The organism is Arcticibacter sp. MXS-1 (assembly GCF_041902385.1).
GTDB lineage: Bacteria > Bacteroidota > Bacteroidia > Sphingobacteriales > Sphingobacteriaceae > Arcticibacter.
In genome coordinates, this window is record NZ_CP169244.1 from 2355493 (window position 1) to 2368834 (window position 13342).

8 protein-coding genes and 1 pseudogene are annotated in these 13342 nt (G+C 48.6%); 6 read left to right on the forward strand and 3 right to left on the reverse strand.

The genetic code is table 11. From position 1 onward, the window contains the following. Nucleotides 1-14: 14 nt before the first annotated feature. The 4 genes and pseudogenes from leuS (at nt 15) to ACES2C_RS10210 (ending at nt 7430) form a co-directional block, all read left to right on the forward strand. Nucleotides 15-2809, forward strand: a pseudogene (gene leuS / locus ACES2C_RS10195) (leucine--tRNA ligase). Between the two features lie 138 nt (nt 2810-2947). After that, nucleotides 2948-5440 (forward strand): TonB-dependent receptor domain-containing protein, encoded by a 2493-nt coding sequence (locus ACES2C_RS10200; protein ID WP_374166833.1) that lies wholly within the window; start codon nt 2948-2950, stop codon nt 5438-5440. A gap of 154 nt (nt 5441-5594) precedes the next feature. Next, nucleotides 5595-6521, forward strand: coding sequence for a cobalamin-binding protein (locus tag ACES2C_RS10205; RefSeq protein ID WP_374166834.1), 927 nt, complete (start codon nt 5595-5597; stop codon nt 6519-6521). Further along, nucleotides 6522-7430, forward strand: coding sequence for a TraB/GumN family protein (locus ACES2C_RS10210; RefSeq protein WP_374166835.1), 909 nt, complete (start codon nt 6522-6524; stop codon nt 7428-7430). A gap of 25 nt (nt 7431-7455) precedes the next feature. On the opposite strand, the gene ACES2C_RS10215 is transcribed toward ACES2C_RS10210, so the two are convergent. Then, a complete protein-coding gene (locus ACES2C_RS10215; protein WP_374166836.1) occupies nt 7456-8469 on the reverse strand; it encodes an LLM class flavin-dependent oxidoreductase in 1014 nt (337 codons plus the stop codon). 298 nt (nt 8470-8767) lie between these two features. Between ACES2C_RS10215 and namA the strand changes: the two genes are divergently transcribed. Then, on the forward strand, nt 8768-9832 hold the full coding sequence (gene namA, locus ACES2C_RS10220) for an NADPH dehydrogenase NamA (protein WP_374166837.1): 1065 nt from the start codon (nt 8768-8770) through the stop codon (nt 9830-9832). 394 nt (nt 9833-10226) lie between these two features. On the opposite strand, the gene ACES2C_RS10225 is transcribed toward namA, so the two are convergent. Further along, the gene (locus ACES2C_RS10225) at nt 10227-11051 is read right to left on the reverse strand and encodes a murein L,D-transpeptidase catalytic domain family protein (protein ID WP_374166838.1); all 825 of its coding nucleotides are present in this window, start codon (nt 11049-11051) and stop codon (nt 10227-10229) included. Nucleotides 11052-11223: 172 nt separating this feature from the next. Between ACES2C_RS10225 and ACES2C_RS10230 the strand changes: the two genes are divergently transcribed. Beyond that, nucleotides 11224-11805, forward strand: a complete 582-nt coding sequence (locus tag ACES2C_RS10230; RefSeq protein WP_374166839.1) for a tetratricopeptide repeat protein — start codon at nt 11224-11226, stop codon at nt 11803-11805. A 49-nt stretch (nt 11806-11854) separates the two neighbouring features. Here the strand turns inward: ACES2C_RS10230 and ACES2C_RS10235 are convergent, their stop codons facing one another. Beyond that, the gene (locus tag ACES2C_RS10235; protein WP_374166840.1) at nt 11855-13318 is read right to left on the reverse strand and encodes a glycine--tRNA ligase; all 1464 of its coding nucleotides are present in this window, start codon (nt 13316-13318) and stop codon (nt 11855-11857) included. Between the last annotated feature and the right edge of the window lie 24 nt (nt 13319-13342).

The window sequence follows — 13342 nt, forward strand, 5'->3', positions numbered from 1 at the left end:
GCTATTTTCGCAGCATGGATTACCAGTTTAGAGACATCGAGAAAAAATGGCAGCAGTTCTGGGCAGAGAACCAAACTTACAAAGTTGACAACAGCTCCGATAAGCCTAAGTATTATGTGCTTGACATGTTTCCTTATCCTTCGGGTGCGGGCTTGCACGTAGGACACCCGCTCGGGTACATTGCATCCGATATATTTTCGCGCTATAAGAGGCTGAAGGGGTTCAACGTGCTTCATCCGATGGGCTACGATTCATTTGGTCTTCCAGCTGAGCAATACGCTATTCAGACGGGGCAGCATCCCGCAATTACCACTGAGAAAAATATAGCCACTTATCGTCGTCAGCTCGATCAGATCGGCTTTTCGTTTGACTGGAGCCGTGAGGTTCGTACGAGCGATCCGTCATATTATAAGTGGACGCAGTGGATCTTCATGAAATTATTCAATTCCTGGTATGACGTGGCCGCTGACAAGGCAGAGCCCATCGATGCGCTCGTCGCCCATTTTGAAGCTGAAGGATCTGCGGGGCTGAAGGCGGTATGTGACGAGGATGTAAAAAGTTTTACTGCAGCTGAGTGGAAGGCAATGCCCCAGGCAGAACAGCAGGAGGAACTGTTAAAATACCGGCTGACTTATTTAAAAGAAAGTACCGTAAACTGGTGTGCCGCACTTGGAACGGTACTGGCGAACGACGAAGTAAAAGAGGGTGTGTCAGAGCGGGGAGGCTATCCGGTTGAACAGAAAAAGATGATGCAGTGGAGCATGAGGATCACAGCCTATGCAGACCGCCTGCTACAGGGACTCGACACGATCGACTGGCCTGAACCGCTGAAAGAAATGCAGCGAAACTGGATCGGAAAGAGTACAGGAGCCTCTGTCAAGTTCAAACTGGAAAACGGTCCGGGCGAGATTGAGGTGTTCACTACCCGTGTCGACACCATTTTTGGCGTCACCTTCCTTGTCGTAGCTCCCGAACATGAACTTGTTACGCAGCTTACCACCGCCACTCAAAAGGAAGAGATTGAAAATTATATAGCTCAGACGAAGAAGAAGACGGAGCTGGACAGAATGGCCGATACCAAGACGGTATCGGGCGCCTTTACAGGCAGCTATGCGCTGAACCCTCTGAGCGGTGAGAGAATCCCTGTATGGATTGCCGACTACGTCCTCGCAGGATATGGAACAGGAGCCGTTATGGCGGTGCCTTCCGGAGATCAGCGCGACTGGCTCTTCGCCCGGCACTTTAACTTGCCGATAGTTCAGGTGCTTGATGCTCAGCAGGACATTGAAACAGCTGCGGATGCCACTAAAGAAGGGAAGTATGTCAATTCAGGCTTCATCAACGGACTTAGCTATAAGGAAGCTATCCCTGCATTGATAGCCAAGCTGGAAGAACTGGGTGCCGGGAAGGCAAAGGTTCAGTACAGGATGAGAGATGCAATTTTCGGGCGCCAGCGCTATTGGGGAGAGCCGGTTCCGGTCTACTTCAAGGATGGATTGCCCTATCTTATAGAGGAAAGCGAACTGCCTCTGGTACTGCCTGAGGTAGATAAGTACCTGCCAACGGAAGCAGGAGATCCTCCGCTGGGAAGAGCACATGACTGGAAATATAGAGGGGAGCTGCATTATGAATTGAGCACAATGCCGGGCTGGGCGGGTTCCAGCTGGTACTGGTACCGCTATATGGCATCGCCTCAGGAACGGGGGAAGACGTTTTTGCGCCTAAACGCGCAATTGAATACTGGAAAGATGTTGACCTGTATATCGGCGGTTCTGAGCATGCAACCGGACACCTCCTTTACAGCCGCTTCTGGAACAAGTTCCTGAAAGATATGGGTTACGTCTTTGAAGAAGAGCCTTTTAAGAAACTGATCAATCAGGGGATGATCCAGGGACGTTCTAACTTCGTTTACCGCGTGATCAACGAAGAAGGCATTGGGACGCACGTTTTCGTTTCCCACGGACTGAAGGATCAGTATAAGACCTCTCCAATTCATGTCGACGTGAATATCGTCGAGAACGAGGTGCTCGACCTTGAGAGGTTCCGCAAATTCAGACCAGAATTCGAGAATGCCGAGTTTATTCTTGAAAACGGCAAGTATATCTGTGGTGTAGAGGTAGAGAAGATGTCGAAGTCGAAGTTCAACGTAGTGAACCCTGACGACATCATTGAACGTTACGGAGCGGACACATTACGGCTCTACGAGATGTTCCTTGGTCCGCTTGAGCAGAGCAAGCCCTGGAATACCAACGGAATTGAGGGCGTATTTAAGTTCCTGCGTAAATTCTGGAAACTGTTCCACAACGAGCAGCTTGAATTTGCTGTGTCGGAAGAAGAGCCCACAAAGGCAGAGCTAAAATCGCTTCATAAGATCATCCGGAAGGTGGAGGAAGATATCGAGCGCTTTTCTTTCAATACATCAGTGTCGAGCTTTATGATCTGCGTGAACGAACTGACGGATCTGAAGTGCAACAAGAGGAGCATCCTGGAAGCCCTGGTTGTGGTGCTGGCCCCTTATGCGCCTCACATCACCGAAGAGCTTTGGAGCTTGCTTGGACATGAATCGGGTTCTCTTTCTTTTGCTTCGTATCCGAAGTTTAATCCGGATTATCTGGTAGAAGATGAGTTCGCCTACCCAATCTCAGTCAATGGCAAGATGAGAATGAATTTAAACATATCGCTGGCGATGGAAGCGGCTGAGGTTGAGAAGTTCGTTCTGGAGAATGCCGATGTGCAGAAGTACCTCGACGGAAAGACACCTAAAAAGGTTATTGTCGTAAAGGGACGCATTGTCAATATTGTCATTTAGGCAAGCCGCGCAGCTTGCTGCAGCATAAATAAGGAGCACTCTTTTGGCCCTTTGGGGCTGGAAGAGTGCTTTAATTTTGCATTTACCTGTAACAAAACAAGACATCTTTACAACTAAACGTTAAATACTCACTAACAAATGAAATATTTCTATTCTCAGATGGCTGCTCTGCTAATGGGCAGCGTTGTGTTTGCGCAGGCACCGGCAGGCGGTGGTATGCCTGCGGGCGGGAAGATCTCGGGCCTGGTTATTGACTCCTTAACCCGGAAACCGGTGGAGTACGCTACGGTGACCTTAACAAAGACGGGCGCAGCAAAAAGCACCAACGGTGGCCTTACTGATGGCAAGGGGGCTTTTAAAATAGACAATGTGCTGCCCGGGAGTTATAAACTTGCAATTTCTTTTATGGGATATCAGACCAAGGTGCTTCAGGTAACAAGCAGTGCGGAAAAGTCGGATGTTCATCTAAACCGTGTCATACTCAGTCCTTCGGCAAAGATGCTGAACGAGGTTGCCGTGACAGGCGAAGTGCCGGTTGTAGAGAATCGGGTAGACAAAGTAGTCTACAATGCCGAGAAAGACGCAACCGTGTCAGGCGGTAATGCAGGTGACGTGCTGCGGAAAGTCCCTATGGTTTCTGTTGACCAGGACGGAAACGTATCGCTTCGCGGAAGCCAGAACGTCCGGATCCTGATCAATGGGAAGCCGACGGGAGCAGTGGCAGCAAATGTTGCAGATGCAATGAAGATGCTTCCGGCTGATCAGATTAAAAATGTGGAAGTGATCACAAGCCCCTCTGCCAAGTATGATGCCGAAGGAACCGGAGGGATCATCAACATCATCACCAAGAAAAGAGAAATGAGCGGGGTGAGCGGATCGGTGAGCGGAGGTATAGGCACCCGTCAGAACAATGGGAATGCCAATATCAACATCAACAAGAATAAGCTCAGTATTTCTGCAAACTTCGGTGGAAATGGAGGCTGGCCGCAGACAACCAACAGTTTCTACAACAGCTTTACTCCTGCTGAGCAAAAAAATCAGGTGCAGGTGGGTGATAACCGCACCAGCCGTTATGGGTATATGGCTTCTGGAAATATTAGTTATGATTTTAACGACTTCAACAGTCTCTCGACAAGTATCCGGCTAAATCAGGGCCGCTTTAAAACAGAAGGCCATTCAATCAATACCAGTAACATTGCCCTTGTCCAGCAAGATCAATACAGTCTGGAAAATTATAATAAAACGAAGTTTGGGGGCTATGACTGGAACGCGGATTATACTCACAAGTTCAACAAGCAGGGGCACGAGCTGTCATTAGCCGGCCAGTGGAGTCATAGCAAGAATACGACGGATCTTTCGACCTATTATTCGCTCGACAATTTCATCGACAAGATTGGAAATAACAGAGCTAAGAATGATGAATATACCGTACAGGCCGACTATACTTTACCTGTTAGTAAGGTGGTGAAGATTGAGGCAGGAGGTAAAGGGATCTTTCGGGATATCAGCAGCCCTTCCAACTTCTATACTTCGGATGCAAGCGGGAACTTTGTGTTCAACAGTATGCTGTCTAATGCGTACACCTACAATCAGGATGTATATTCGGGATACAGTGTGCTGAATTTGCAGCTGTCTAAGACGGTAGGGCTGCAGGCTGGAGGAAGAGTAGAATACACAAAGATTGACGGGCGGTCGGAAAACGCAAATTCAGGGATTGCGCCAGTGTCAAACGATTATACCAACTTCATTCCGAGCTTCGCGATATCAAAGTCGTTTAAGAACTTTCAGTCGTTACGTTTAAGTTACAGCAAGCGGATTCAACGGCCGAGCTTGCAGTACCTCAATCCGTTCAGAGACGTCAGTCAGGATCAGTTTCAGCGTCAGGGGAACCCCCAGTTGTCTCCTGAGATCACACAGTCGGTTGAGCTGAATTATTCTGCCATGCTTAGCCGCACATCTATGATCAATACGTCAGTATATTACCGGCATACCAGCGATATAATCGAGAGCTTTGCGAAGCCCGATACCTATGAGGGAAGGGAAGTTGTGCTCACTACGTTTAACAACACCGGCGACAATAATTCCTTCGGTGCCAGTTTTTATGGGTCAGTGAGTCCGGTGAAAAATCTGACGCTGCGAGGAAACGTTGATGTCTTTACTTACAAGCCTACCGCCTCGGGTAACTTTCAGAGCTTTGCTGCGGAATCGAAGACCTACGCTCAGTACAAGGCATTCATCAGCGGAAGCTTCAATTTGCCTGCTGATTTCGTGACGGAAACGTTTATGATCCTGAACTCGCCCCGTCGTACCTTTCAGGGCAAGAACCCCTCATTCAACATGTGGGTACTGTCTTTTAACAAGCAGTTCATGAATAAAAAGGCGAAGATCGGAATTAATGTCATCGATCCTTTTAATGAGAACAAGCATTTCAGATCTAATATCAATACAGGAAGACTGGTGCAAAACACCGATTTTGCTATTCCTTTCCGCTCAATTGGCCTGAACTTCAGCTACTCCTTCGGGAAGATGAACTTCAACCCGCAGCAGTCAAGGAAGAAGCGCGGTGTTAACAATGATGACTTAAAGCAGGACAGTGGTCAGGGTGGCCAGGGTATGGGCAGCGGAAATTAATTCAGCTATCTTTTTACCTTTGCACAAAAATCTTCAGGGCCGGGGCCCAGAGATGCGGATGGAAGTTAGTCAGCTGCACTCGCCCACGTGGATGAATGTGAATTAAACGTTCTTCCGCGGTCTTGAAGAAAAAGACGATTTCAAGGAAAAATAAATGTCATCTAAGAAAGTAGTATCGCTTTTACCGGCCGCCACCGAGATTGTTTGTGCATTAGGATTGGAGAATGTGCTCGCAGGACGCTCGCATGACTGCGATTATCCGGAGTCCGTAAAAGCACTTCCCGTTTGTTCCAGTCCCCGTTTTGATACAAGCGTATCTGGCGAGGAGACTGATTTACAAGTAAAGGAGCTTGTGTCAACCGCAAGTTCCTTGTATAAAATTGATAAAGAAAAGATTCTGAGCCTTGCTCCGGATCTCATCTTAATTCAGGACCAATGTGCCGTTTGTGCTGTTGGTCCTGATGATTTAAAGGGACTTATGCCCCGGCTCGCCCCTGCCGGGACAGAAGCTTATTCCATTCACCCCTCGTCTCTGGAGGAAGTTTTTGAATGTGTTTCAGGTATTGCCGGGAAGCTCGGCGTTGCCGATAGAGGCGAAGAACTGGTGGATGAGCTGCGGGAGCGGACCGAGATTATCCGGCACAAATTACAGTTTGTGGAAGACCGCCCCACGGTAGCGTGTATAGAGTGGCTTTCGCCGCTTATGACTGCCGGGAACTGGACTCCCGGGCTGATTAGCCTGGCGGGAGGCACGCCGGTATTATCGAAGGCGGGGGAGGAGTCAGGTACAATTGAATTCGATGAGCTGAAAGGGGCGGATCCGGATATCCTTGTGATCTCTGTTTGCGGCTACACCATTGAACGTACTGTACGCGAGATAGGAGCCCTCTTCAATCTCGCTGGCTGGACTGAGCTCAAGGCAGTGCAAAACAACCAGGTCTATCTTGCTGACGGAAATCGCTATTTCAACAGACCTTCGCCGGCACTGGTTGATACCGTGGAGATCCTGGCGGAAATTATCCAACCTAAATATTTTGTATTTGGAATGGAAGGGACGGCCTGGGTGAAATTTGGAGTATAAATGAAAAACATCTTTATGAAACATGCCTTTATTTTTTTGTTCCTTCTTTTTCTGACCGGGGGCAGGGGATTTGCGCAGCAGAACTCTTCCGGCGAGATGGCGTCGAGCCTTCTCTGGGAGATATCGGGAAAGGACCTGAAGGAGCCCTCTTATCTCTTCGGCACTTACCATCTGGTAGGGAAGAGCTTCCTTGATACCTTGCCTCTGGTGATGGAGAAGTTCCGCGGGGTGAGCACGGTTGCAGGGGAGATCGTGATGACCGATGAGATGGAAATGGCTCAGAAGCTCATGCCGCTGATGGTGATGAAGGGAAATACGCTGGACAAGGTCCTCAGCGCAGCAGAGTTTGCGGAAGTAGACTCGTTCATGAAGAAGAAAGCAGGGATGCCGCTTTCCATGATGAATCAGTTGAAACCGTCGGCTGTACAGCTTACGCTGGTTTCCATCTTGTCGCCGAAGGACGTCTCTGCCAGTAATCCCGCTCTCGACATGTTCTTTCAAAGGGAGGCTCGCGCAACCGGTAAGCAGGTTGAGGCTTTCGAAACGGTGGAGGAACAGGCTAAAGTGCTCCTCGATATTCCTATGGAACGGCAGAAAGAGCTGCTGTTAAAGACCGTCAGGGAAAATGAAAAGATGCTTCGGGAGTCAAAGACGCTCTTTGTTCACTATAAGGAGAGGAATATAGAGGCGCTTGAGAGGGACTTTAAGGAGAATGATGATTTCACTCCTGACGAGATGGATGCTTTACTGACCAGGCGTAACAGGAACTGGATGGAAAAGATACCGGCGATGATGAGAGACAATTCGCTTTTTGTAGCTGTCGGCGCGGGGCATCTATTGGGTGAGCAAGGCCTTGTGTCGCTCCTGAGGAACGCAGGTTACAAAGTGACGCCTTTGCCTGTTAAATAGAAGGAGAGTCAGTCGCTTAGACTGCTTATTGGTTTGCAATACCAAACTGCTGCGCCAGGAGCTCATAGGATCTTAGCCGGTCACTGAATGCATGCGTAATTGTTACAGCAATAACTTCGTCGGTGTCATATTCTTCGGCGATATCAAGGAGCTGCGATTTCACACTGCCGGGCGTTCCCCATATAATTCGCTTTTCGTTGAGCGAGATCCGGTGCTCGTCGGCTTCACTCAGCGGATACTGTTTCACTTCCTCGTAAGAGGAGATCCCTTCAGGCATTCCTTTATCGGCCATTAGCATCTGAATATCCATCGCCTTTTTTAATTCGGCTGCTTTTTCATGCGTGTCGGCACACAGAACAAAAACAGCAACGTTCACCCTCGGCTCCTGCAATATTTCGGAAGGCCGGAAGTGTTCCCGATATTGCCTTACGGCGTCAGGTCCGGCAGAAGGATTAATAAAATGAGCGAAAGAAAGAGCCATTCCGAAGCGTGCAGCAATTAGTCCGCTTTGCCCGCTAGAGCTCAGGAGCCAGAGGTCGGGAGCCCGGTCGCAGCCCGGTATGGCCTGCACCGTATAGTTTTCCTTTTCATAGTCGTTTGGAATGTCGAGGAAATGCTGAAGATCGATCAGCTGGCGGATGAACCCTTCCTCGTGGAAGTTGTTCGACGGGTTCAGCAGTGTAGCAGCAAGCCGGTCGCCCCCTGGCGCTCTCCCAATCCCCAGATCGATCCTCCCCGGAAATAAAACTTCAAGTGTGCGGAAGTTCTCGGCCACTTTTAGAGCGCTATGGTTCGGCAGCATGATACCTCCCGACCCAAGTCTGATACGATGGGTCTTGCTTCCGATGTGAGCAATCAACAGCTCAGGGGCAGATCCGGCAAGGCTGCCCGTATTATGGTGCTCAGAGAGCCAGTATCTGGTATAGCCCAGCTCGTCCGCTCGTTTGGCCAAAATAACCGATTCTTTCAATGCCTGTTCTGCACATGCTCCCTTGCTTACCGGAGTCTGATCCAGTATGCTCAATAATATCTTTCGCACAATCTAATGTCCTTTGTGCAAATATGGTAGAATGATCGCGATTTTCAAGCTGCGGAATGAATATTGCGGCAACTCGGCTTGTGAAGACCTTATAATTCTTTAATTTCACGGACAGGAAGACCTTCATGAGCTCCATGCACAAACGGGTATGAAAGTTGATTGAGTGTTCTTTGTGGCAACAAAAACAAATGCACTTTCAAGAAAAACACTCATGAGCTACGCTCTCAAATGGGTATGAAAGTTGATTGAGTGTTCTTCCTGGCCATTTAAAAACAAATAGACTTTCAAGAAAAAGTATATGGCACATCTTTTTACGCCTCTCAGGATCAGAGAGGTTGAACTTAAAAACAGAATTGCGGTATCACCTATGTGCCAGTATTCAGCAGAAGATGGTTTTCTGAACGACTGGCATTTTGTTCATTTGGGAAGCCGCGCAGTAGGTGGTGCGGGCTTAGTGATCGTGGAGGCGACTGCGGTTGCACCTGAAGGACGGATCACGCCATCCGACCTTGGCATATGGAAGGAGGAGCATATCGGGCCTTTAAAGCGTGCGGTTGATTTTATTCATTCTCAGGGAAGCGTGGCAGGTATACAGCTTGCGCATGCGGGCAGGAAGGCCAGTAAAAGTTCTCCCTGGAATGGCGATCGTTATTTAAGTGCGGAGGAAGGCGGCTGGCAAACCGTTGCGCCAAGTGCGCTGCCCTTTTCGGAGGGCGACAGACTCCCGCATGCCCTTACTCCGGAAGATATTGAAAAGGTGATCATCAGCTTTCATGCTGCGGCTTTCAGAGCCGTGAAGGCGGGCTTCAAGGTGCTGGAGATCCATGCAGCGCATGGCTATTTGCTTCATGAGTTCCTCTCGCCCTTGTCGAACTTCCGGACCGACGGCTATGGCGGCTCGTTTGACAACCGCATACGGCTTCTTCTCGAGGTGACAGAGGCTGTAAGACAAGCGTGGCCTCCTGAGCTGCCCCTCTTTGTCCGGATATCTTCCACCGACTGGGTGGAGGGTGGATGGACAGCAGGCGATTCAGTAAAGCTGGCCAAGGTGCTGAAGGAAAAGGGTGTAGATTTAATTGACTGTTCTTCAGGAGGCAATATTCCTAACGTCAAGATTCCTGCTGGTCCTGATTATCAGGTGGAATTTGCCGAAAAAGTGAGAAAAGAGGCCGCGATCATGACGGGAGCGGTAGGTATTATCACCGAGCCGCAACAGGCAGAAAATATACTTGGCTCGGGACGGGCTGATCTGATATTGCTTGCCCGCGAAATGCTCCGCGATCCTTATTTTCCGCTGCATGCAGCAAAAGCACTGGGCGCCGACATTAGCTGGCCGGTCCAATATGAAAGGGCGAAAAGGTAATGGGTTGTGGGCTGTGAGTTGTGAGTTGTAAGTTGTAAGTTGTAAGTTGTGAATTGTCGGCCTTGTGAGCTGCTAATTGTGGGATGCGAGTTAAGCGTTGCGTAGAGCAGGTTATGTGTTAAGTGATGTGCTGTCGGGCTCGTTATAACTTATCTTACAAATCAGAGATCAGAACCTCAACTCATCAATTACAAGCCGACAGATCATCGCTCAAAGCTCACAACGTACAACCTCGTCACGCGCAACTCACTTCCTTATCTTACAAATAATCAGAGCTCAGAACCACAACTCATCAATTACAGCCCAACAGATCATCGTTCAAAGCTTACAACGTACAACTCGTCACGCACAACTCATTACTTGCAACTTACAACCCACGACTCAAAAATTCGTTTTAGCTTCCTGCCAGCAGCTGACGGCTGCCGAACTGGCTCGCTGCAGATTCTTCGTTAAGATAGCTCGAAGCGTACTTGGTTGCAGAAGGGCCGTTGATGAACAGGGCGGTTCTTCCTTTAATGGTATTGATGATGGCCGGTGTAAGCTCTACAGGAACTGCCGGACATCCGTAGCTTCTGCCGAGCCGCCCGTGTTGATTGACAAAGTCCTGGCTTACATACTCTGCACCGTGAACTACTACTGCGCGGCTGAGCGCGTTGGTGTTATACCCCTTATCCATCCCATTCAGCTTTAACGACAGTCCGTGTTTCCCCTGATAAGTGTTGCTTGTAATATAAAAGCCGAGGCTGCTCTGGTGTGATTCGGAGGTGTTAGAAAAACTTGTTGCATAGTTGTCCCCGCTACCCTGTCCGTGTGCTACGAGTGTATTGAAAAGAAGTTTTTTATTCAGGAGATCTACTATCCAGAGCCGCTTTTTAGTGCTGGGCTGGGTAAAGTCTACGATGGAGATTACCTGCTTATCTGTCGATACGAGTCCCGTTGTACGGAAGTTCAGATATCCTGTTACTGCTTTTCTAAATACGTCGAAGTCAAGTCCCGAACTGGCAAGAGCTGCAGAAGAATAAATGTTTTTCACATAGTCAACATACGCCTCTGCTGCAGAAACTTCTTTTACCGTAATGGCAGAATCTGAAATTAATGATGTGTCTCTTATGGTCTTAGCCACAACAGCAGAGCTATCGTCCTTCAACGACCAGTTTAATGCAGGAATACTTAACGCTAATAATACATAAGCTGTTCCCCTCAAGATCCTTTTTCTCATGTTTTCCCTCAGTTGATGTTAAGTAGCGTTTCTTCGATAGATATTTGTTTGGTAGTTTTTACGTTCACAAAGATACGAAGGTTTCATTGAAAGTCAAAGGATTAACGCCCTTGTTTGTCATCTGAAGCTCTTTTTATTCCGTTTAGTTTGTATCTTGATGACCTAATTCTAAATGATGAAAAAAACCTTATCTGCCTGCCTTATCCTGGTTTCGACTTGCGCTGCAGCGCAGTCAGTTGAAGCGGATTACAATGAATTTAAGATGCTTTGTTCTGTTGGAAACGCGGAAAAAGCGCTGGAAGCGGCACAGTCCATTGAACCCCGCGCTGATTCTCTTCCTCGCCTTAAAAAGGCGGTATTCTTCAATGAAGTGGCGCGACTGTATGAGGGAAAGAACGAAAGCGAGAAGTCATTAAGCTATTACAGTAAAGTGATTAAGCTGGAGCCGCACTATTATGTGCCGTATCTTGCCTCAGGTTATTTGTATCTGGCGACGGCTAACAGACTTGTCCCCGTTATCAACGCGTCAAAGCAGAACAAGGCCAAGTTTGACACCCATGTGGCCGCGTATAAGTCCTGCCTGCGAAAAGCGGTCCCCTTACTTGAAAAGGCACTCGCCTGCGACCCGAACGAACAGGTGGCCGCTGCCTTAAACAGATGCTATGAGGCTCTGAAGGATCAGAATTTGAGGAATGGAATGAAAGGTCGTGTAGAGGCCCTGGGGAAGGATTGTGTGAGCTTACTGGCTGACTAGGGGGAACGTATAAGCGGCCTGTCTGTGAGGCAGGCCGCTTATACGTTTGTTATTTTTTCAGGACGTTCTTCCAGCTTACCAGGTCGCCAATGATGCGGTCGAGTTGTTCAATTGCCACACGTTCCTGCTCCATCGTGTCTCGATGGCGGATGGTGACGGTATTGTCTTCAAGCGATTGATGGTCAACCGTGATGCAGAAAGGAGTTCCGATGGCATCCTGACGGCGGTAGCGTTTGCCGATCGAGTCTTTTTCTTCGTAAACCAGGTTGTGATCTAGCTGAAGCCTGTCCATTATTTCTCTTGCTTTCTCAGGCAAGCCGTCTTTCTTGGTGAGCGGAAGGATGGCTGCTTTTACAGGAGCAAGGCAGGGGTGCAGCTTGAGGACTACACGGCTGTCCTTCTTGTCGCCTTCGCTCAGGTCCTGTTCTTCGTAAGCGTTGATCAGGGTAAGCAGGAACATCCGGTCGAGACCGATCGATGTTTCGATTACGTAGGGAACATAGTTCTGATTGATCTCCGGATCGAAATATTGTATTTTCTTGCCTGAGAATTTCTGGTGCTGACTCAGGTCGAAGTCGGTGCGGCTGTGAATGCCTTCTACTTCTTTGAAACCAAAGGGAAACTCAAACTCAATGTCGACAGCTGCATTTGCATAGTGTGCCAGCTTGGTATGATCGTGGAACCGATATTTCTCAGGCGCAGTGCCTAGCGCCTTGTGCCAGGAAAGGCGTGTTTGCTTCCAGTATTCGTACCACTCCATTTCAGAGCCGGGACGAACGAAGAACTGCATTTCCATTTGTTCAAACTCGCGCATCCGCATGATAAACTGACGTGCAATCACTTCATTACGGAAAGCCTTTCCAATTTGTGCGATTCCGAAGGGGATTTTCATTCTGCCTGTCTTCTGGACATTCAGATAATTGACGAAGATACCCTGTGCTGTTTCAGGCCTGAGGTAAATGACATCGGCGTCGTCTGCAACGGCTCCCATCTGGGTGGAGAACATGAGGTTGAACTGACGAACATCGGTCCAGTTACGCGTTCCTGAAACCGGACATGCAATTTCATGCTCGACAATCAGATCGCGAAGAGCGGTCAGGTTATCTGCCTTCAGCGCTTCATCCATTGCTGCCTGAAGCTGCCCGGCTTTTTCTGTCTTGCCGTCCTTCTCATACCTCGCGATCTTGTCTTCGATCAGCTGGTCTGCCCGGTATCTTTTCTTGGAGTCTTTGTTGTCGATCATGGGGTCGTTAAACCCGTCAACGTGACCGGAAGCTTTCCATGTTGTAGGATGCATAAATATTGCGGCGTCTATACCTACAATATTTTCATGCATTTGAACCATTGACTTCCACCAATATGTTTTGATGTTATTCTTGAGCTCTGAGCCGTTCTGTCCGTAGTCGTAGACAGCACTAAGGCCATCGTAAATTTCGCTAGACTGGAAAACAAATCCATACTCTTTGGCATGGGAGATAACGTTTTTGAAAAGTTCGTCGTTATTTTTACTCATGATCTTGCAAATATATAATTCAGC

Excerpts from the sequence above, each read along its gene's own strand:
- ACES2C_RS10200 (WP_374166833.1), top strand. The coding sequence starts at position 2,948 with ATGAAATATTTCTATTCTCAGATGGCTGCTCTGCTAATGGGCAGCGTT.
- ACES2C_RS10205 (WP_374166834.1), top strand. The coding sequence starts at position 5,595 with ATGTCATCTAAGAAAGTAGTATCGCTTTTACCGGCCGCCACCGAGATT.
- ACES2C_RS10210 (WP_374166835.1), top strand. The coding sequence starts at position 6,522 with ATGAAAAACATCTTTATGAAACATGCCTTTATTTTTTTGTTCCTTCTT.
- namA (WP_374166837.1), top strand. The coding sequence starts at position 8,768 with ATGGCACATCTTTTTACGCCTCTCAGGATCAGAGAGGTTGAACTTAAA.
- ACES2C_RS10225 (WP_374166838.1), bottom strand. The coding sequence starts at position 11,051 with ATGAGAAAAAGGATCTTGAGGGGAACAGCTTATGTATTATTAGCGTTA.
- ACES2C_RS10230 (WP_374166839.1), top strand. The coding sequence starts at position 11,224 with ATGATGAAAAAAACCTTATCTGCCTGCCTTATCCTGGTTTCGACTTGC.
- ACES2C_RS10235 (WP_374166840.1), bottom strand. The coding sequence starts at position 13,318 with ATGAGTAAAAATAACGACGAACTTTTCAAAAACGTTATCTCCCATGCC.